The sequence below is a fragment of the Christiangramia sediminicola genome (assembly GCF_031344135.1).
Lineage (GTDB): Bacteria > Bacteroidota > Bacteroidia > Flavobacteriales > Flavobacteriaceae > Christiangramia > Christiangramia sediminicola.
The window spans coordinates 226,784-246,079 of sequence record NZ_JAVJIU010000002.1 but is presented as its reverse complement, the minus strand read 5'-3'; the positions used below and the strand labels follow the sequence as shown (position 1 = coordinate 246,079).

Annotated in this window: 24 protein-coding genes; 15 read left to right on the top strand and 9 right to left on the bottom strand. The window is 38.0% G+C overall.

Features of this window, described 5'->3' with window-relative positions; all coding sequences use genetic code 11:
* The first annotated feature begins 33 nt into the window (after positions 1 to 33).
* Entirely contained in the window at positions 34 to 450 is a 417-nt protein-coding gene (locus RE431_RS04985) for a DUF2141 domain-containing protein (protein WP_309560866.1), read from the top strand.
* A 149-nt stretch (positions 451 to 599) separates the two neighbouring features.
* Entirely contained in the window at positions 600 to 1,562 is a 963-nt protein-coding gene (locus tag RE431_RS04980) for a hydrogen peroxide-inducible genes activator (protein ID WP_309560865.1), read from the top strand.
* 28 nt (positions 1,563 to 1,590) lie between these two features.
* Here the strand turns inward: RE431_RS04980 and RE431_RS04975 are convergent, their stop codons facing one another.
* The 3 genes from RE431_RS04975 to RE431_RS04965 form a co-directional block, all read right to left on the bottom strand.
* Positions 1,591 to 1,788 carry a hypothetical protein gene (locus RE431_RS04975; protein ID WP_309560864.1) on the bottom strand — a complete coding sequence of 66 codons (198 nt, stop codon included), beginning with the start codon at positions 1,786 to 1,788 and terminating at the stop codon, positions 1,591 to 1,593.
* Between the two features lie 135 nt (positions 1,789 to 1,923).
* The gene (locus RE431_RS04970) at positions 1,924 to 2,724 is read right to left on the bottom strand and encodes a TIGR00266 family protein (protein ID WP_309560863.1); all 801 of its coding nucleotides are present in this window, start codon (positions 2,722 to 2,724) and stop codon (positions 1,924 to 1,926) included.
* A 41-nt stretch (positions 2,725 to 2,765) separates the two neighbouring features.
* On the bottom strand, positions 2,766 to 3,230 hold the full coding sequence (locus RE431_RS04965) for a DUF4442 domain-containing protein (RefSeq protein ID WP_309560862.1): 465 nt from the start codon (positions 3,228 to 3,230) through the stop codon (positions 2,766 to 2,768).
* A gap of 330 nt (positions 3,231 to 3,560) precedes the next feature.
* On the opposite strand from RE431_RS04965, the gene RE431_RS04960 reads away from it, so the two are divergent.
* From RE431_RS04960 to RE431_RS04930, 7 genes are all read left to right on the top strand, one after another.
* A complete protein-coding gene (locus RE431_RS04960) occupies positions 3,561 to 4,388 on the top strand; it encodes a nuclear transport factor 2 family protein (protein ID WP_309560861.1) in 828 nt (275 codons plus the stop codon).
* A gap of 20 nt (positions 4,389 to 4,408) precedes the next feature.
* Positions 4,409 to 4,945, top strand: a complete 537-nt coding sequence (locus tag RE431_RS04955; protein ID WP_309560860.1) for a DUF4870 domain-containing protein — start codon at positions 4,409 to 4,411, stop codon at positions 4,943 to 4,945.
* Positions 4,942 to 5,286, top strand: coding sequence for a PadR family transcriptional regulator (locus RE431_RS04950; protein WP_089664992.1), 345 nt, complete (start codon positions 4,942 to 4,944; stop codon positions 5,284 to 5,286). The genes RE431_RS04955 and RE431_RS04950 overlap by 4 nt, the downstream gene beginning before the upstream one ends.
* Complete coding sequence (locus RE431_RS04945; protein WP_309560859.1) at positions 5,279 to 7,057, top strand: PspC domain-containing protein; 1,779 nt, start codon at positions 5,279 to 5,281, stop codon at positions 7,055 to 7,057. Before RE431_RS04950 ends, RE431_RS04945 begins: the two co-directional genes overlap by 8 nt.
* A gap of 2 nt (positions 7,058 to 7,059) precedes the next feature.
* Complete coding sequence (locus RE431_RS04940; RefSeq protein ID WP_309560858.1) at positions 7,060 to 7,215, top strand: hypothetical protein; 156 nt, start codon at positions 7,060 to 7,062, stop codon at positions 7,213 to 7,215.
* Positions 7,216 to 7,283: 68 nt separating this feature from the next.
* The gene (locus tag RE431_RS04935; RefSeq protein WP_309560857.1) at positions 7,284 to 8,126 is read left to right on the top strand and encodes a GIN domain-containing protein; all 843 of its coding nucleotides are present in this window, start codon (positions 7,284 to 7,286) and stop codon (positions 8,124 to 8,126) included.
* Positions 8,127 to 8,209: 83 nt separating this feature from the next.
* Positions 8,210 to 8,512, top strand: a complete 303-nt coding sequence (locus RE431_RS04930; RefSeq protein WP_309560856.1) for a hypothetical protein — start codon at positions 8,210 to 8,212, stop codon at positions 8,510 to 8,512.
* 67 nt (positions 8,513 to 8,579) lie between these two features.
* Here the strand turns inward: RE431_RS04930 and trxB are convergent, their stop codons facing one another.
* Positions 8,580 to 9,572 (bottom strand): thioredoxin-disulfide reductase, encoded by a 993-nt coding sequence (gene trxB / locus RE431_RS04925; RefSeq protein ID WP_309560855.1) that lies wholly within the window; start codon positions 9,570 to 9,572, stop codon positions 8,580 to 8,582.
* 157 nt (positions 9,573 to 9,729) lie between these two features.
* Here trxB and RE431_RS04920 point away from each other — a divergent pair, with 157 nt between their 5' ends.
* The 6 genes from RE431_RS04920 (at position 9,730) to RE431_RS04895 (ending at position 14,249) form a co-directional block, all read left to right on the top strand.
* The gene (locus RE431_RS04920) at positions 9,730 to 10,368 is read left to right on the top strand and encodes a trimeric intracellular cation channel family protein (RefSeq protein ID WP_309560854.1); all 639 of its coding nucleotides are present in this window, start codon (positions 9,730 to 9,732) and stop codon (positions 10,366 to 10,368) included.
* 63 nt (positions 10,369 to 10,431) lie between these two features.
* Entirely contained in the window at positions 10,432 to 11,127 is a 696-nt protein-coding gene (locus RE431_RS04915; protein ID WP_309560853.1) for a LytR/AlgR family response regulator transcription factor, read from the top strand.
* 183 nt (positions 11,128 to 11,310) lie between these two features.
* Positions 11,311 to 12,048, top strand: a complete 738-nt coding sequence (locus RE431_RS04910) for a hypothetical protein (RefSeq protein ID WP_309560852.1) — start codon at positions 11,311 to 11,313, stop codon at positions 12,046 to 12,048.
* Positions 12,049 to 12,052: 4 nt separating this feature from the next.
* Positions 12,053 to 12,580, top strand: a complete 528-nt coding sequence (locus tag RE431_RS04905; protein WP_309560851.1) for a nuclear transport factor 2-like protein — start codon at positions 12,053 to 12,055, stop codon at positions 12,578 to 12,580.
* Positions 12,581 to 12,584: 4 nt separating this feature from the next.
* The gene (locus RE431_RS04900) at positions 12,585 to 13,529 is read left to right on the top strand and encodes an NAD-dependent epimerase/dehydratase family protein (RefSeq protein ID WP_309560850.1); all 945 of its coding nucleotides are present in this window, start codon (positions 12,585 to 12,587) and stop codon (positions 13,527 to 13,529) included.
* Between the two features lie 33 nt (positions 13,530 to 13,562).
* The gene (locus RE431_RS04895) at positions 13,563 to 14,249 is read left to right on the top strand and encodes a cupin domain-containing protein (RefSeq protein WP_309560849.1); all 687 of its coding nucleotides are present in this window, start codon (positions 13,563 to 13,565) and stop codon (positions 14,247 to 14,249) included.
* A gap of 53 nt (positions 14,250 to 14,302) precedes the next feature.
* Here RE431_RS04895 and RE431_RS04890 read toward each other — a convergent pair whose 3' ends face one another.
* From RE431_RS04890 to accC, 5 genes are all read right to left on the bottom strand, one after another.
* On the bottom strand, positions 14,303 to 14,716 hold the full coding sequence (locus RE431_RS04890; RefSeq protein ID WP_309560848.1) for a DUF6691 family protein: 414 nt from the start codon (positions 14,714 to 14,716) through the stop codon (positions 14,303 to 14,305).
* Between the two features lie 3 nt (positions 14,717 to 14,719).
* Positions 14,720 to 15,277, bottom strand: a complete 558-nt coding sequence (locus tag RE431_RS04885) for a YeeE/YedE family protein (RefSeq protein ID WP_309560847.1) — start codon at positions 15,275 to 15,277, stop codon at positions 14,720 to 14,722.
* 64 nt (positions 15,278 to 15,341) lie between these two features.
* Positions 15,342 to 16,244 carry an NAD(P)-dependent oxidoreductase gene (locus RE431_RS04880; RefSeq protein WP_309560846.1) on the bottom strand — a complete coding sequence of 301 codons (903 nt, stop codon included), beginning with the start codon at positions 16,242 to 16,244 and terminating at the stop codon, positions 15,342 to 15,344.
* Positions 16,245 to 16,287: 43 nt separating this feature from the next.
* On the bottom strand, positions 16,288 to 17,829 hold the full coding sequence (locus tag RE431_RS04875; protein ID WP_309560845.1) for an acyl-CoA carboxylase subunit beta: 1,542 nt from the start codon (positions 17,827 to 17,829) through the stop codon (positions 16,288 to 16,290).
* A 16-nt stretch (positions 17,830 to 17,845) separates the two neighbouring features.
* Entirely contained in the window at positions 17,846 to 19,288 is a 1,443-nt protein-coding gene (gene accC, locus RE431_RS04870; protein ID WP_309560844.1) for an acetyl-CoA carboxylase biotin carboxylase subunit, read from the bottom strand.
* Positions 19,289 to 19,296 lie beyond the last annotated feature (8 nt).

Below are 19,296 nucleotides of genomic sequence, written 5' to 3'. Positions count from 1 at the left end.
AAGTTTGTTTCATAATCAAAAAACTAAATAATTATGAAGACAATCGCCGTTTTAATAGCCATGTTCCTTGGAGCATTAATGAATGCTCAAACCGAAAAATCGGGGAATATCACCGCAAGCGTTTCTAACATTTCAAATGCTGATGGGGAAGTACTTTTCGCAATGTATACTGAGGATACTTTCATGAAAAGACAACCTGAATTTGTAGCAAAGTCTGATATAGTAAATGGAAAAGCTACTGCTGTTTTTGAAAATGTTCCTGAAGGAGTTTATGCTATTGTAGTGCTGCACGACAAAAACAAAAATGGAAAAATGGATTTTGGACCAGGAGGAATGCCACAGGAAAACTATGGAACCAGTAATAATTCTATGATCTACGGTCCGCCGAACTGGGGAGATTCAAAATTTGATTTTGATGGATCATCTATGGAAATGGATATAAGATTCTAATAATATTAATTCATCTATCAGAAGATCATCAATTTAAAATTTCAGAAACCCTTTCTCATCAGAAAGGGTTTCTTGTATAGATAAAACAAAGTTAAATCACCTTTTAAATAAGAAAAACTTATACCTTTGTATTAGCTAAAACTTATCCTATGACCATTACACAACTCCATTATGTGCTTGCTGTTGCTGAACATAAGAATTTCACAAAGGCTGCTCAAAAAGTATTTGTAACCCAGCCAACCCTGAGTATGCAAATTCAAAAACTGGAGGAAGAGCTTGAAGTAACCATTTTTGATAGAACCAAAAAACCTATTCAGCTTACTGAAGTTGGACAGAAGATCGTCCAGCAAGCAAGAAATATTGTGAATGAGAGTGACAGGATCCAGGATATTGTAGATCAGCAAAAAGGATTCATTGGAGGAATTTTCAGGCTTGGAGTAATCCCTACGGTGATGCCTACGCTTTTACCTATGTTCATAGGAAGTTTTATAAAAAAATATCCCAAAGTCAAACTCAAAATAGAAGAATTGCATACAGAGGCAATTCTTGAGAAATTAAAAGAGGGACATTTAGATGCTGCTATCGCGGCTACTCCACTGGAAGTTGACGGAATTAAAGAAAATGTTCTTTATTATGAACCTTTTGTTCCATATATCCCAAATAGTGAAGATTCAGCAAACAGCGGTAAAATAGATATCGAAGATCTTGACATCAACAACATGTTGCTTCTGGAAGATGGTCATTGTTTTAAAGATGGAATCATCAATCTTTGTAAGGCATCGAGAGATTATGATGGAGACCAGTTACAGCTGGAAAGTGGTAGCTTTGAAACTCTAATCAAGCTTGCCAATGAAGGAATGGGTATGACACTTTTGCCTTATTTACATACGCTGGATCTAAAAGATTCAGAAAAGAACAATCTAAGAATGTTCAAAGATCCGGTTCCGGCAAGGGAAGTTAGTTTGATCTATAACAGAAGTGAGCTGAAAATGCAGATCATAGAAGCTCTAAGATCTACAATAGCTAGTGTGGTGAAAGGTGCCATCACCTTTCAGAATGTGAAGATCATAAGTCCTCTCAATAAAAAGAAAGAATATCAGAACAATAATTAAAAAAAGCGGCTTTAAAGGCCGCTTTTTTTTATGTATTTAAATAAATTAAACATTGATTTAGTTCGGGGTTCTGCTGTGTTAAAGAGACAATCCACAATCTTAGTTCCTCGATTTCGTGAGGAAGTAATCTTTGCATTGCTTTCTTAACTTCTTTACAGAACAGGTTAGCATCAAAACTCACTTTATCCAGTATAGTCTTGGTGTATTCAAACATCGCTCTCGCCATAATTTGAAGTGATTTAAGTTAAAGTTAGGTTGATAAAAAATGAGTAGAATTATACTATAGGCTGTCATTTATTTGGTCGCTTAAATATAATAAATTCTATTCTATTTTAACAATTGTTCTGTCACTTTAACAATCTTAGAAACGATTATCTCCACTAATAACATCCCCAATTCCGCCTAAAATACTTCCTTCTCCCTTGTCTTTTCCACCGGTTTGCGGAGCAGCCTGATGAATTCTACTTGCCAGTCTACTAAATGGTAAGGATTGAATATATACGGTTCCCGGACCGGTTAGGGTTGCAAAAAAAAGACCTTCTCCACCAAAGAGAGTATTACGAATTCCACCTATGAATTCAATATCATAATTAACAGTTTGAGTAAAGCCAATGATACAACCGGTATCAACTTTAAGCTTTTCTCCTGGCTGTAATTCCTTTTCGGCCATAGTCCCTCCAGAATGAACAAAAGCCATCCCATCACCTTCAATCTTTTGCATGATGAAACCTTCGCCACCAAAGAATCCTCTTCCAAGTTTTCTACTGAATTCGATTCCAATAGATACTCCTTTAGCAGCACATAGAAATGCATCTTTCTGACAAATAAATTTCCCGTTGAATCTGGTTAGGTCTATAGGAATGACTTTCCCAGGATAAGGTGATGCAAAACTAATCTTCTTTTTACCATGAATCTCATTCGAGAAAATAGTCATAAATAGGCTTTCACCTGTAAGTAGACGTTTCCCAGCGCCAAGGACTTTCCCTAGAAAACCTTCATTTTGTCTGGATCCATCACCAAAGATCGTATCCATTTTAATCCCATCGTCCATCATCATGAAGTTCCCGGCTTCCGCTATTACGGCTTCCTGCGGATCAAGTTCCAGTTCCACATACTGCATTTCCTCTCCGTAAATCTGGTAATCTATTTCGTGAGCATTCATATTTTAAGTTTTAGATAAGGTGGTTGGCCTTATGATGAATATTATTTCTTCGGTCTTTTAAGCTTTACAGTCCATTCAAATTCGAAAACTGATACTTCTACTCCATCTTCATTCACTCCAACAGATTTCATCCAGAAAGTTTCACCTTCGCCTGTATCTAAAGTTTTCTGCAATGCGTCTTTTACTTTAGCTCCGTCATAGCATGAGAATTTGATTTTTCCTGTAGCTTTTTTTGTGAAGCTAGCCTTATTCTGAGCTACCAGCATGGATATTTTTGCGTTAGACTCCTGTATCTTATTCATGACGAGAGCTCCAGTGCTTAACTCTGCAGCCATTGCCTGAACAGCAAAATACATAGAGTTAAAAGGGTTTTGATTGATCCATTTATGCTTTACTCCTACTTCACATTCGGTCTCATCAATATGTTTCACCCTTACCCCACACAACCAGGCACTTGGTAATTTCAACATTAAAAAAGAATTGAGTTTTGAGGGCGAGAGCTTCATTTAAAAGGGTTTTGATTGATTTTTCTATAAAAATAGGAAATAACTTCGAGTTATCAATTCTTAATTCTTTGTTAATTTTTAGTACTTTGTTTTGCATAATACCTTCTTTTAGACATATATTTGTATAAGAATCTAATAGGTTATATAATCATCAATCAAAATCGTCATGAAAAATTCATCTAAACATCAGGTACTTGCAGTTCCAAAAAGCCAAACTGTACTAATTACAAAATCACAGATTTATATGGCAATGGCATTTATTTATATCTATTTCTTAACAGCCATATTTCTGTAGATCATCAAGTAATAACTCATCAATCAAAAATTAAAATGAATAATCAAAAAACTGCTTTAAAAACTACCAGAAAAGAAGTTTACACCTCAAATAATGGTTTATCTAGAAAAGGAATATTATTTCTCATCTCATTATTCTTCAGTATTTCATCAATAAATGCTCAGGAAGAATCTTTAGAGAATAAAATTCTGGAAATGGATGCCATCTTCTGGAAAGCTTATAATGAATGTGATGTTAAGGTCATGAACAATTATCTGGCTGAAGACATAGAATTCTACCACGATAATGGTGGAATTGAAATGGGCAGAGAAAGTTTGAACAACGGACTTAAAAACGGTTTGTGCAAGACCGGAGAGAACCATTTAAGAAGAGAGGCTGTAGAAGGAACTGTAAAAGTTTTTCCAATGAAAGAGATTAATACTGTATATGGAGCTTTGATCACTGGAGATCATCTTTTCTATGTTGCAGAAGGCAATTCTGAAAAAGCTGAAGGAAAAGCCAAGTTTTCTCACTTATGGTTAGTTAAAGACGGTGAGTGGAAAATGCATCGAGTATTTAGCTATGATCATGGACCTGTTCAATTTGAAAGTAAAAAAGATGCTATCGTTCTATCTAAGGAAGAATTAGGGAAACTAACAGGAAATTATCAAATGCCTGGAAATGACATAATCAAAGTGACTTCAGGAGAAAATATGCTTCAACTGGATGCGATGGGAAAAAGCTTTACCCTTCACCCAGAAACGAGCAGAAGTTTTTTTAGTAAAGAAAGAAACCTAAGCTTCTCATTTAGCAGTGAAGCTCCTATAAAACTTCAGATCTATGAAGGTGAAAACCTGGTAGCTGAAGCAACACGTACTGAATAGAAAAATTGAAAAAATATAAAATGGAAACTAACAGCATCGATCAAAACAAAACCTTGACTACCGTCCTTCATCTGTCGGTATTCACAAAATACTTCATACCACTTGGAAATTTCATATTCCCAATGTTGTTATGGCTTTCACGCAAGCAGGATCCGTTTGTAGATCATCACGGAAGAAATGCCCTGAACTTTCAGATAAGCACCTTTCTTTACACGATCTTCCTTCTTGCCGTTGGAGCTGCAACCTTTGTTTATTTTGGTATGAAGTTTACTATCGGGGAGCCTTTATTTATTGAGCAGGATTCGTTCGTAGTAGATAAATTCTCTGATGCATTGCCTTTCATCATCATTTTAGGCATAATAGGATTATTGTTACTAGGTCTTTTCGTACTGGAATTATTTGCGGTGATCACTGCAAGTATCAAGGCTAACGACGGAGAACTTTACAATTATCCACTAACCATCAATTTTTTGAATGCGGAAAAACCGGATTCATCACATCATCAAAATCAATCAGAAAATGAACAGTTTAATGACACCCAAAAACAAACACTATGAAGATTGAAAATACAAAAGCCCAGATGCGTAAGGGTGTACTGGAATACTGTATTCTCTCGGTTCTCCGGGATGAAGACGCCTACGTGGCAGAGATTCTGGATACATTAAAAGACGCAAAGTTGTTAGTAGTTGAGGGCACAATTTATCCTTTACTAACCAGGCTTAAAAACGCAGGACTCCTTAACTATCGTTGGGAAGAATCTACCAGTGGACCGCCAAGAAAATATTACGGTCTCACTGAAACCGGAAAAATATTCCTAAGGGAACTTACAGGTACCTGGGAAGAATTGCAATCTGCAGTTAACATCGTAACCACTCAAAAAAAGAAGAACCATGAATAAGACAGTAAATATAAATCTTGCCGGCATTTTCTTTCACATAGATGAGGATGCATACGCCAGACTACAGCGTTATCTGGAGGCTATAAAGCATTCCTTTTCGAATACGCAGGGTCGTGATGAGATCATCTCAGACATCGAGGCTCGTATTGCTGAATTATTTAGTGAGAAAAGAAAGGATGACCGTCAGGTGATCAGTATAAAAGAAGTTGAAGAAGTTATTACCATAATGGGACAACCTGAAGATTATGTGGTAGATGAAGAGATCTTCGACGATGAACCTAATAGAGCTAGAACCTCAAAAACTGTTGGAAAGCAGCTTTTCCGTGATACCGAAAATGGTTTTGTTGGAGGAGTTTCCTCAGGACTTGGGCATTACCTGGGAATTGAAGCCATTTGGGTAAGATTATTATGGATCTTACTAACTATTTTCTCCAGTGGAGCCTTCATTCTAATCTATATCGCATTCTGGATCTTTGTTCCGGAAGCTAAAACAACAGCCGATAAACTGGCTATGCGTGGAGAGGAGGTCACTGTCAGCAATATTGAAAGAAAAATTCGTGAGGGTTTTCATGATGTTTCAGAGAGCGTAAAAAATGTAGACTACGGGAAATACGGTCAGAAGGCTAGCGCCGGAGCCAGTTCTGCAGCTACAACTCTTGGTAGTATTATCAAGTTCTGTCTGAAACTATTCGTAAAATTCGTTGGAATACTTTTACTTCTTATTGCAGGAACCACCTTAATAGGATTGTTCGTTGGACTATTCGCTATGGGAACTTTTGGGATCATAGATGCACCATGGACAGAATATATAGACATGGTAAACAGTGGAGCTCCGATATGGCTTATTTCATTACTTGCATTTTTCGCAGTAGGAATTCCGTTCTTCTTCCTGTTCGTATTAGGACTTAAGATCTTGGTTAAGAACCTGAAGTCTATTGGAAGAGTGGCCTTATTAACCTTACTAGGAGTTTGGTTGATCTCTATCATCGGACTTACCGTAATAGGTATTAGCCAGGCAACGAATCGTGCATTTGATGGCGAAACAGCCACTACGGAGAAGCTGAATATTAAGTCTGAAGACACACTTTTCTTAAAAATGAGAAGTAATCCGGAGTATAGCAGTAATATTTACAGAAATTCCGATTTCAGAGTAAAATATGATGAAAACAATAACCGTATTCTCTACGGAAGAGATGTAAGGCTGGTTGTGAAGTCTACCAAGGATTCTCTAGCTTCTATAAAAGTTGAGAAGTATGCCGAAGGAAAGAACTTCAGAGATGCAAAAGAAAGAGCTGAAAATATTAATTATTCTACCAGCCTGGTTGGAAATGAACTATTACTGGATGGATATTTAACTTCAGATTCAAAATTTGGTTATCGTGACCAAGAAGTACAGGTTACTGTTTTCCTGCCTGAAGGAACTACGCTTTACGCTGATGATAACACCTATTCTTTCCATAGTAACCAGGATTACTACGGCGATATTCTGAAAAATGGACAGGAGGGGCATTTTTTAAAGATCATTGATGGTGAGACCATTTGTGAAGACTGTCCGGCCGATACGTGGGAAGATGATGATACCTGGAATGATGAAAGCGAAGACTGGAATCAGGATAATGAAGACTGGGATACATCAGACGATTTTAACGGAAGAATAAACGTTAATGGCGAAGAGATGAATATTCGTGTAAATGACGAAGGTATAGAAGTGAACGATCAGAAAGTGAATCGTGTAAGAATAGACAGCAACGGAATTGAAATAAATAACTAATCATGGGCACACTAATCAACCTGGTAATTAGCTTCATCATGGGATTGCTCTTTGGGCACCAGATAGATGAATCTAAAACAGCACATCATGAGTTACAAAAGCATTCTATTGAGGTCTTTCACGATCTCGAATCCAGACAAAAAATTCTGGAATGCTGATCTACTGACAAATAAAAGCCTCCAATCGGAGGCTTTTTCTATATTTGAAGTAAATCTAAAATCTATACATGATCAAAAAATTACCATTACTACTGCTAATAGTTTTATTTTCCTGTAAAGCACAGGATAAAGTTAAGGGCAGTAGAAACGTTAAAACTGAGCAATACAACTTAACCAGCTTCCACTCTATTCAGGCGAAAGGAGAATTTGAAATAGGAATTTTAAAAGGTTCCAGACCTATGCTGGAAATTGAGGCAGATGATAATCTTCATGACCTAATTCAAACCGAAGTGGTTGATGGTGTATTATACATCAAACCAATCAAGGAAATCAGCAGGTCTAAAAAACAGGAGATCAGGATCACGTTTTCAGACACCTTAAAAAGCATATTAGTTGCCGGAGATGTTGAGATCTCTTCTTTACAGGATCTTTACCTGGGAGATTTTCAATTAGAAACTAGAAAGGATTCCAAAGCCTTTTTAACCCTCACCGCGAAGAGCTTTAGTCTTATTCAGAATGATGATGCCGAGTCAAAATTGAATGTCACCGCATCAGACGTTATTTGCCAGTTGAACCAGTCTTCAAAAGTAGAGGCTCTGTTCAATACACCTATGCTTAAAGTTGATATTTATGAAAAAGCATCGGCAAGAATCGATGGAGATATCCAGGATTTTACCATTAGAGCCGATCAGTCTTCGCAATTTGATGGTGAAAACCTTACTGCGATTAAAGCCAATGTGTTGGCACAGGGAGATTCAGAAGTAAAGGTAAATGCGACCGATTCCTTAGAAATACGAGCAAATGGAAGTTCTGAAATTGATATTTTCAACAATCCTAAGATCGACCTGATCGAACTAAAAGACGAGGCGGTAATAGCTAAAAAAGAGTTCAGCAAAGGGCTGTTCAAATAATTGCAACTACTAAAGTTTTGCAAAATTAGATCAAGGAATTCTGCTAATTAATAGCTTTGACAGGAATTTTAAATCTTATAAAGATGAAATATTTGTTGAAAAGCGGTCTTTTTATTCTCACTTTGAGTTTAAGCCTGGTGTCTTGTAGAAATATCGATGATGATCAGGAGGAAAAAACTGAGGTCGAAAGACTGATGGAAGATCCAAATAACAAAGTTGAAGTTAAAGATGGAGGCGACAAGATCAAGATCGAAACTGCTGAAGGTGATGAGATCAAGATCAAAAAAGACGACGGAGAATATAAAAAGAAAATAGACAGAGCTGACGGTAGCGAATCTAAAGTAAAAATAGATGATGGCGAAGTAAAGGTGAAAACCGATAATTAATTCAGCTAATTCTAGAAACAAAAAAATCCCGCGATTGCGGGATTTTCTATTTTATAAAAACAGTATTTTAAACTGTCTCTGTTCTTGTTTGAGGTTTTTCAATATCTTCTTCAGTTTCAATTTCAGCAAGATAACGCTCAGCGTCAAGCGCAGCCATACAACCTGTTCCAGCTGCAGTCACCGCCTGTCTATAGATTTTATCCTGTACATCTCCAGAAGCAAATACTCCCGGAATATTGGTTCTAGTGGATTTAGCCTGAGTGATCACATAACCTGTATCATCCATATCCAGCCAACCTTCGAAAATATCGGTATTTGGCTTATGTCCAATAGCTACAAAGAATCCAGTAATCGGAATTTCTTCTTTTTCACCGGTTTGATTGTTTACCATACGTAAACCTTCAACAACCTGTTCTCCTAAGATCTCGTCTACTTCAGTATTATACCTAAGATCGATATTCTTAGTATTCTCGACTCTATGCTGCATAGCTTTAGAAGCTTTCATATAATCCTTACGAACCAGCATGGTTACTTTGTTACAGATATTAGCCAGATAAGTTGCTTCTTCAGCGGCAGTATCTCCACCACCTACAATCGCCACATCCTGACCTTTGTAGAAAAATCCGTCACAAACTGCGCAGGCAGATACTCCACCTCCACGCAATTTCTGTTCACTAGGTAACCCAAGATATTTAGCGGTAGCTCCAGTAGAGATGATCACAGATTCTGCCTCTATCCATTTTGAATTGTCTACACATGCTTTATGAATTCCGCCAACTTCTTTAGAAAAGTCAACTTCGGTGACCATTCCAATTCGTACTTCAGTTCCAAATCTTTCTGCTTGCTCCTGAAGTTCCATCATCATTTTAGGACCATCTATTCCTTGCGGATATCCCGGAAAGTTGTCAACCTCTGTAGTTGTAGTTAACTGTCCACCTGGTTCCATTCCTGTATACATAACCGGTTTCATATCTGCACGTGCAGCGTAAATTGCCGCAGTATATCCTGCAGGACCTGAACCAATTATTAAACATTTTACTCTTTCTATAGTATCACTCATTGTACTTATTTTTCACTGGTATAAAAGTAGGTAGTTTGATGCAAAACTTACACCTATTGTTATTAAGATCGTCTATTTGTTAATAAACCTAAAAAATAAGGGCAGAAATATGCCCGCGCTTAAACAAATTTAAAAGATAAAATTACCTTTGCCAAGTATGGAATTGAGTTTGTTCACTATTCTTGATGTACTGGGAACCATAGCATTTGCTATTTCTGGGGCGCTCTCTGCGATGAACCGAAGACTGGATCTTTTCGGGATCTTTATCATCGCATTTGTAACCGCTATTGGTGGTGGTACCATTCGAGATATACTTATTGGCAGTACTCCGGTAATGTGGATGGAAAACATCGTTTATATTTATCTGATAGGTGTTGTTACGATCCTTGCGATTATCTTCCGCAACAAACTTAATTACCTTAAAAAATCATTATTCCTTTTTGATACTATCGGGCTGGGAGTATTTACCATTACCGGTGTAGAAACCGGAATACAAAACGATCTAGACCCAATAGTCTCCGTAGCTCTCGGTGCAATGACGGGTACTTTTGGAGGAGTTATAAGGGACATTCTTTGTAATGAAATTCCTGTGATCTTCAGAAAAGAGATCTATGCGACTGCATGTTTGATCGGAGCCCTGGCCTATGTAACAATGTACGATATGGGAATAGATGCCGATATAATTTACGTGGTTACATCGCTAACAGTGATCAGTATCAGGCTTATCGTGGTGAAATATCATATCACGCTTCCCTCCTTTTATCCTACTTCACCTAGAAGTTCAAAAATAAGATAAATACACTCTATTTTACTGATTATCAATAGTTTCAGTATCTTTACAGGAAATTATTCAGTAAATATGGATAAGCAGGCAAAGATCGTGATCGTTGAGCAGAACATTCCCATGGCTGCGAAATTGTCTTTGCAATTGAATAAACTTGGTTATCATATCACCGGGATCTTTTCAAGGGCAAAGGATGCCTTAACTTTTATTGAGCAGGAAAGTCCGGATTTTATCTTGCTTGAAGATCAACTCAAGGGTCAGCTTAACGGACTCGAAGCAAAATCAAAGAAAAAAGAGCAGATCTCGCCAGTTCTATATTTTGATATGAATAGAACCGATTGGTTGCAGAATTATCTTTCTGTCAGGATCAAGAGCAAGAAACAGCTTTTGAAAAAAGTAATTTCAGATTCTTTGCAATTGCCTAATAAAAATCCTCATCAGTCTTCTCCTGCCATACTAAAAGATAGAATATTTGTTCGAAGTCATGACAAAATGGTTAGGATCGCTCTTTCTGATATTCACTATATCGAAGCAGATCGCAACTATTGTAAGGTATATACGAAATCTAAAAAATTCCTCCTTGTATGTACTTTAAAAGAAGTGGATGATAAACTGAAGGATAAAAGGTTTCTTAGAATTCATAGATCTTATATCGTTAACATAAGTCATATCGATGAGATTGGTAGCAATCATGTAGTGATTTCTTCTCATGCCCTGCCATTGAGCAAAACCATGCGACCGGAATTATTTCAACATCTACAAGTTATCTAGCTACACTAATTTCAATTCATTTTTCTTCAAATAATTTACTTCGGGAAGTTTTAAAACATCTCCGGACAGAAATTCATAGTCTTCGTCCAAAACGACGATTTCATGATCGGTTTACTTTATAAATTCAGGTTTATTAATCTAAAAACCAACCAGATGAAATCTATTCGATCAATTTTATTTTCAATGATTTACCTGCTTTTTATGAGCTTCACTTTGAATGCTCAAAGCGACAGATACCAAATGTATGTAGTTCACGAAGACCATATCAAAGACGGAATGAAGCAAAAACATGAGAACGCAGATAAAGCGCTTCTTGATGCAGCCAAAGAACATAATATGAAAGGTATGGACTGGCTTACCTTTCAGGCCGATGATAACCGGGTAATGTATCTGAGTCCGATAAACAATTTTGCTGATCTGGATAAAAATCCATTTGAAGATCTTCAGAAGAAAATGGGCAAAGAGGCCTTCGACAAGCTATTTGACAGTTTTGAAGATACTTATTCTAAGCATGGTGATTATATTCTTCGCCTGGACAATGAGCTTTCCTATATGCCAGATGGAATGAGTCAGACCTCAGATGGAAATAATTACCGGGAACTGGTTTTCTATCATATCCCACCTGGAAAAGGTGATAAAGCGGAAGAACTTGCTAGATCTGTAAAGAAACTTTATTCAGAAAAAGGTTCAAAAGTGCATTACAGAGTTTATAAAAGCGGCTTCGGAACTATGGAAAACTATTTTATGGTAGCAGTTTCAGGAAAAGATAAGGCTTCCGTAGAAAAAGCGAGAAATGAGAATATGGAGCTTATTGGAGAGGAAGGAAAAAAATTATTCGCTGAAATAGAGAAAACTGCTTCTAAGCAGGAAGTTGTTACCGGTCATACAAGACCTGACCTTTCTTACATAACTGAAAACTAAGGACATGAGAAATTTTGTGATTTTAATGCTAAGTTTCATCCTTTTTACCGCCTGTAACGATAAAAAAGATGAGAAAATAAGATATACTCAGAAATCTGATGAGATCAATACCCTGAAAGATCTTTTAAAGAATTATGAAGAGGCAGATTGGGATACCTATAAAACTCATTTCGCTGATACGGCTAAACTTTATTACAACAGCAGGGATGCTATAGATGTGGAAACAGCCATGGCGACCCATGAGGAAAACAATGCAGCACTTTCATCCTATGAATTCCCGGATGATAAGGATGAATTTGAGATGGTAGTAACAGATGATGACGAAACCTGGGTGAATTACTGGGGAGACTGGCAGGGTACAATTGCTGAAAATGACTCCACAGTGCATATTCCTGTTCATATAACAGCCAGATTCGTGGACGGGAAGATCGTGGCTGAACATGTTTATTTTGATAATTCAGGTATAAGTAAGGCTCTTTCAGACCTGGAAGAAGCCAGAACTAAAGACCAGGATTCTCTTAATCAGGAATGATCATATGAAAACTGTAGGGATCACAGGTGGAGCGGGTTTTATAGGAAGCTATATCACCAGAAGATTTCTCGATTCTGACTATAAAGTCAAGGTTTCGGTGACTAATATCTCCAATAGTGATAAATATGAGCATCTTTTTAACCTGGGAAACGAGGATAACCTGTCTATACAGGCGATAGATATTCAAAACCTGGAAAGCCTGGAAGATTTTACCAGTGATTGTGAAGTCCTTATACATTGCGGAACTCCATTTAAATTAGGAGTTGAAAATGCAGAGAAAGAACTTTACGAACCAACCTTAACCGGGACCGAAAATTTTCTGAACATTCTGAAGGATCATTCAAACATTGAAAAAGTAATCTTCGTTTCTTCTGTTGCAGCATTTAATACTTCTTTTCCCTACCCTGCAAATGGAAGAGCCGATGATCATTTATACACGGAAGAGGATGAACCTTACCTGGATGAGGCTAATATTCCATATGCACAGGCAAAATATTATGCCGATCAAAAGATACGCAAGTTCATCAGCAATAATCGGGATCTAAAGTTTGATATCATAAGCGTTTCACCTGTAACTGTGGTTGGAAATGCTTTGTCTTCCAGAGCTGATTCAACCTCTATAGGCCTTCAGAAACTGTTCAGATCTGGGAAAGCGACAGACGAATTCACACAGACGCTTTTTAATGAGAATGTTGAATTCGCCCTTGTAGATGTTGAAGATGTAGCTGAAGCAATTTATCAAGCCGCGACTTCTAGAATTCAACACGGTAAGAATTATTTACTAAGTAGTGAAAGTTGGAAAATTTCAGATATCTCAAAAATGCTGAATGGTGAAGAGCCGGAAGGTAAGGCCAGGATCGTCTACAGCAATGAGCTTGCTAAAGAAGAACTGGGCATAGATTTTAAACCTGCCAGAAATCCGCTAAACAGGTTTGGCCGGGAATCATAATTAATATACAAATTGACATTTTAATATAAATAGATGAAAAAACTAAAAACCTTAATGAAGTTTGCAATAGGTATTTACTTCATTATATCCTGTTCAGGAATAGTAGCACAGGATGCTGTAAAAATAGACCCGGACCATTACAAAGTTGAAATTGATAATGACAAGGTGAGAGTTTTAAGGATCAATTATAATCCCGGAGAGGAGTCTCAAATGCATGTTCATCCGGAAGGTGTTGCGGTTTTCCTTACAGATCATACGGCGAATATGAAAACCGGCGATGGCAAATCCATGGAAATGAAAGGGAAAGCGGGAGACGTGCTTTGGGTAGACAAAGCAAAACATCAGCCAAAGAATACTGGTAATAATCCTTTTGAAGTGATTCAGATAGAACTGAAAAATTCAAACATTGCGGGAAAGAAAAGTCTACATCTCTTCAAACTTCCTGATGGAATGACCGAGAAACAGCTAAGTGAATTTTTAAATGAAATGAATAAGGCTATTAGTGACGAAGGTTATCCTGGAGCCGGTTATCATCTTTATAAAATCACTACAGATAATGATGAGTATACTTACTTTATGGAAGGTGTCTGGCCTGATACTGCCACCTATGATAAAATCCATAATTCTGAAGGCTGGAAAGCCGCAGCTGAAAAAGGTAAAGATATGGTAGATAAAATTCAGGCACAGGAACTATACCTGAAAGCTGAGAAAATCAATTAATACCATCGATAAAAATGAAAAGGGCTGATAAAAACCAGCCCTTTTTTTTATGTTTAATGCGGAAGTTTATCCCGAAGTAATCCGTAAACAAAAGTTCCCAGAATTGCTGCCAGAAAAACAACAATTACCGAAGCATAACCAGCACCAATCAGTGTATAGATTGGTCCCGGGCAAGCACCTGCAAGTGCCCATCCAAGTCCGAATATAATTCCACCGAACATATATCTGCTAAAGCTTTTTTCCTTATCGGCGATCCTGATCTTTTTACCATTAAAGTCTTTTGCATTGCTCCTTTTTATCCACTGAACACCAAGAACGCCAATTACCAAAGCTGAACCAATGATTCCGTACATATGAAAAGCCTGGAACTGGAACATCTCATAAATTCTGAACCACGAAGCGGCTTCAGATTTAAACATTACTATTCCGAAAAATATACCTATAACTAAATATCCTATTACTCTCATTTTCTAAAATATTAGGGGAAATAATAAATGGATCATTACCAGTCCACCAATGAAAAATCCAACTACAGCGATCAATGAAGGTAATTGCAGGTTACTTAAACCTGAGATCGCATGTCCTGAGGTACAACCTCCAGCCCATCTGGCTCCAAAACCAATCAGGAATCCACCGATGATCAGGATAATTAAGGCTTTCCAATCAGTTAATGCTTCCAGACTGTAAAGCTCAACCGGAAGATATGCTTTTCCTGCACTTTCAAAACCAAGTCCGTTCAAGTTTGAAACAGTTTCAGGATTAATGGCTACAGCAGGATCTGCAGAAAGGATATGCATAGCAATAAAACCACCAATAGCGGCTCCAATGATCACTACCAGATTCCATTTCTGTGCTCTCCAGTTAAAATTGAAAAAACTTGCTTTTTCATCGGCACCACACATGGTACAGATGGTTCGAAGATTCGAAGACATACCGAATTGTTTCCCCATGAAGATCAGGAGGAACATGATAATTGCGATTAGAGGCCCGGCAACATACCATGGCCAAGGCTGTAAGATTAAATCCATATAATTATTTATTCAGTTGCAAAGAAACAATAAGAGCAGTCGTAAATCAGTAACAATGGTTACATTAATTCTCTTCGCTATAATCTTTAATATTACGAAGCACTTTATTTGAAAGCCTCTTCAGGGTTTGTGACGACCATCCCGCACTGGCATCCAAAGCCATAAGCCTCTCTGCCTTTAGGGTCTCCTTAGAAAGTTCTTTTTTTCCATCTCCATCAAAAATTGCAAAATTCCCTTCTTTTCTTATCCACTTTTGAAAAGCTTTTTCTTTAAAAGGTAAACCTAAAGAAGTATTGATAAGAATCTTACCATTCCCTATTTTTTCGAACTCCTTTTTCCCGACCGGTTTTGCATTCTTAGGAAGGTGGTATGAGAGTACTTCACAATGCTCAAGTAAATCTTCTAATGGCAAATAATCGACTCCTTTTTTCTCCCAGTCTAGTTTTCTGGTTCTGGAATAATAGAAAAGATCAACCCCGAACGGAATCAAGCATTCAGCTAATAATTTCCCGGTTACTCCAAGACCAATGATCCCGAATTTCAAGTCGGTTAATTCACGTGGCATATCTTTCCACTGCCTGCCTTTATAACCGTTCAGTAACTGAATTAATTCTGAGATAATGAATTCTGCCACTCCGGGATCACCATAATCCCGAATACCCTTCACGGTAATTCCTTTTTCTCTGGCAAATTTCACCGCCACGTTGGCCGATTCATCATCATAAAGGCTGCATGCCATCCCGATATATTTCAAATTTGGACAGGCCTCAATAATTTCTTCATCCAACTCGGTATGCCAGGAAACGAATACGGCTTCAGCATTTCCAATTCTTTCAATTACCTCATTTTTAGAATCGGGGTAATCCGAAAAGACCTCAACCTTACTCTCGCTGAGATTTTGTAATTCTGAAATTGCTTCATCATTCAGTTTTGTATGATCTACGCAAACTATTTTGTTGAATTTCATAGGCATTAAAAAATAAGGCCGAAATTTCTTTCGGCCTTTTAAATTAAAGTGGAATATTTCCGTGTTTTCTATCAGGCCTTAGAACATGCTTATTTTCCAAAGCACTAAAAGCTTTGATCAGTTTTCTACGTGTATCTTTGGGCATGATCACCTCATCAATAAATCCTCGTTGAGCAGCTTCAAAAGGAGTAGCAAATTTCTCTGCATATTCAGCTTCCTTTTCCGCTAATTTCTTTTCAGGATCGTCTGATTGAGCGATCTCTTTTCTGAAAATGATCTCAGACGCTCCTTTGGCTCCCATCACCGCAATCTCTGCAGTTGGCCATGCATAATTAAGATCGGCTCCTATATGCTTGGAGTTCATCACGTCGTATGCTCCTCCATATGCCTTTCTTGTAATAACGGTAACTTTTGGCACCGTTGCTTCACTTAATGCGTAAAGCAATTTAGCCCCGTGTAAAATGATCCCATTCCACTCCTGATCGGTTCCTGGTAAGAATCCAGGTACATCAACCAGCACTAGAAGAGGAATATTGAAACAATCACAGAACCTGGTAAATCTTGCGGCTTTTTTAGACGAATCTACATCCAGAACTCCGGCAAGGCTCATCGGCTGATTGGCGATCACACCAACACTGCGTCCTCCAATTCGGGAAAAACCAACGATAATATTATCTGCATAATCTTTATGGATCTCGAAAAAAGAATCCTCATCAATAATTCCCTTGATCACCTCATGCATGTCATAAGGTTTATTAGAACTGTCCGGAACAATACTTTCAAGTACTTCACGGTGCTCGTCTCCCAGTTCAAATTCCAATTTTTCCGGAGCCGACTTATTGTTCTGAGGCATATAGCTTATAAGTTGCTTGATGTTCTCCAGACAGATTATATCGTTTGCAGCAGTAATATGTGTAACTCCAGACTTAGTAGAATGCGTACTCGCTCCTCCAAGCTCTTCGGAAGTCACCTCTTCATTAGTCACCGTTTTCACAACGTTAGGTCCGGTTACGAACATATATGAAGTATCCTCAACCATCAGTGTAAAATCGGTCATCGCTGGCGAATAAACTGCTCCACCTGCACAAGGTCCCATAATTGCTGAAATTTGAGGTACCACTCCGGATGCTTTTACATTTCGGTGAAATATATCTGCATATCCTCCAAGAGATTTCACTCCTTCCTGGATTCTTGCTCCACCTGAATCGTTAAGGCCTATTAATGGCGCTCCAACCTTAACAGCCATGTCCATGATCTTACAGATCTTTTCTGCATGTGTTTCAGATAAAGAACCACCAAACACGGTAAAATCCTGAGCGAAAACATATACCAATCTTCCGTTCACCGTTCCATAACCAGTGATCACACCATCACCATAGAATTTCTGTTTTTCCATCCCGAAATCGGTAGTACGGTGCGTAACTAAAATCCCAATTTCTTCAAATGAATTTTCATCCAGCAAATATTCTACCCGCTCACGTGCAGTTAATTTCTTCTTTTCATGCTGTTTGGCAATTCTCTTCTCGCCTCCGCCCTTATGAGCTTCAGCAATCTTTTCTTTTAATTTATCGAGGTTCTGACTCATCTCTGAATTCTGAATTTTAGTTGTGTGGTAATCTTAATTGCTCTTTGTCCTTCATATATTGTTTCAAAGCCATCAGGGCTGCAAGCTTCGCTTCTTCCTGAGTTTCTTCTTTAAGTGCTTCCGGTGAATAATATTTCTTTACGAAGTGAGTATCAAAATTCCCGCTTCTGAAAGCTTCATGTTTAAAGACAAATTTTCCGAAAGGTAAAGTAGTACTAACACCTTCCACGATATAATGATCTATAGCCTTGATCATCATCTGGATAGATTCTTCCCTGGTTTTTCCGTAAGTGATCAGCTTCGCAAGCATGGGATCGTAATAAATTGGAACTTCCATTCCTTCTTCAAAACCATTATCCAGTCTTATGCCTTCTCCTACCGGAATTGCATATTTCTCGAGTGTTCCTGTACTTGGCATAAAATCTTCCAGCGGATCTTCAGCATAAACACGTAGTTCCATCGCATGACCTTTAATTGTAAGATCATCCTGGGAAAACTGAAGTTCTTTTCCTCTGGCTACTAATATTTGTTGTTCTACAAGGTCTACACCGGTTATATATTCGGTTACCGGGTGTTCTACCTGAAGTCTTGTATTCATTTCCAGGAAATAGAAATTCCTGTTTTCATCAAAAAGGAATTCTACGGTACCGGCTCCAACATAATCACAGGCTTTAGCAACTTTAATCGCCGCCTCACCCATTTCATGTCTCAATTTATCATCCAGAACTACAGACGGTGCTTCTTCCACCACTTTCTGGTGTCTACGCTGAATACTGCATTCCCTTTCAAATAAATGAACACAGTTTCCATGAGTATCGGCCAGCACCTGAATTTCGATATGTCTCGGTGAAGAAACATACTTTTCAATAAAAACAGATCCGTCTCCAAAAGCAGATTCAGCCTCTGAAATGGCACGTTTCATCTGGTCTTCAAGGTCTTTTTCCTTTTCAACTACACGCATTCCTTTTCCACCACCACCGGCAGATGCTTTTATCAAAATAGGAAATCCGATCTCATTCGCAATTTTCTTAGCTTCTTCAGTATCTGTGATCGCTTCGTCTATTCCAGGAACCATCGGAATTTCGTAAGCCTTTACCGCATCTTTCGCTGCAAGTTTACTTCCCATGATCTTAATAGCCTTGGAACCTGGACCTATCCAGGTAATTCCATTCTTTTCTACAGACTCTGCAAATCCTGCATTTTCACTTAGGAAACCATATCCCGGATGAATTCCGTCTACATTTAATTTTTTAGCTACTTCTATGATCTTATCGCCTTTAAGGTAAGATTCGCTGGACGGTGCTTCTCCAATGCAAACCGCTTCATCAGCAAACTTCACATGTGGCGCATTCCTGTCGGCAGTTGAATAAACCGCTACGGTATCAATTCCCATTCTCTTGATGGTTTTCATTACCCTTAGCGCGATCTCTCCCCTGTTGGCTACTAATATTTTTTTCATTACTTGAT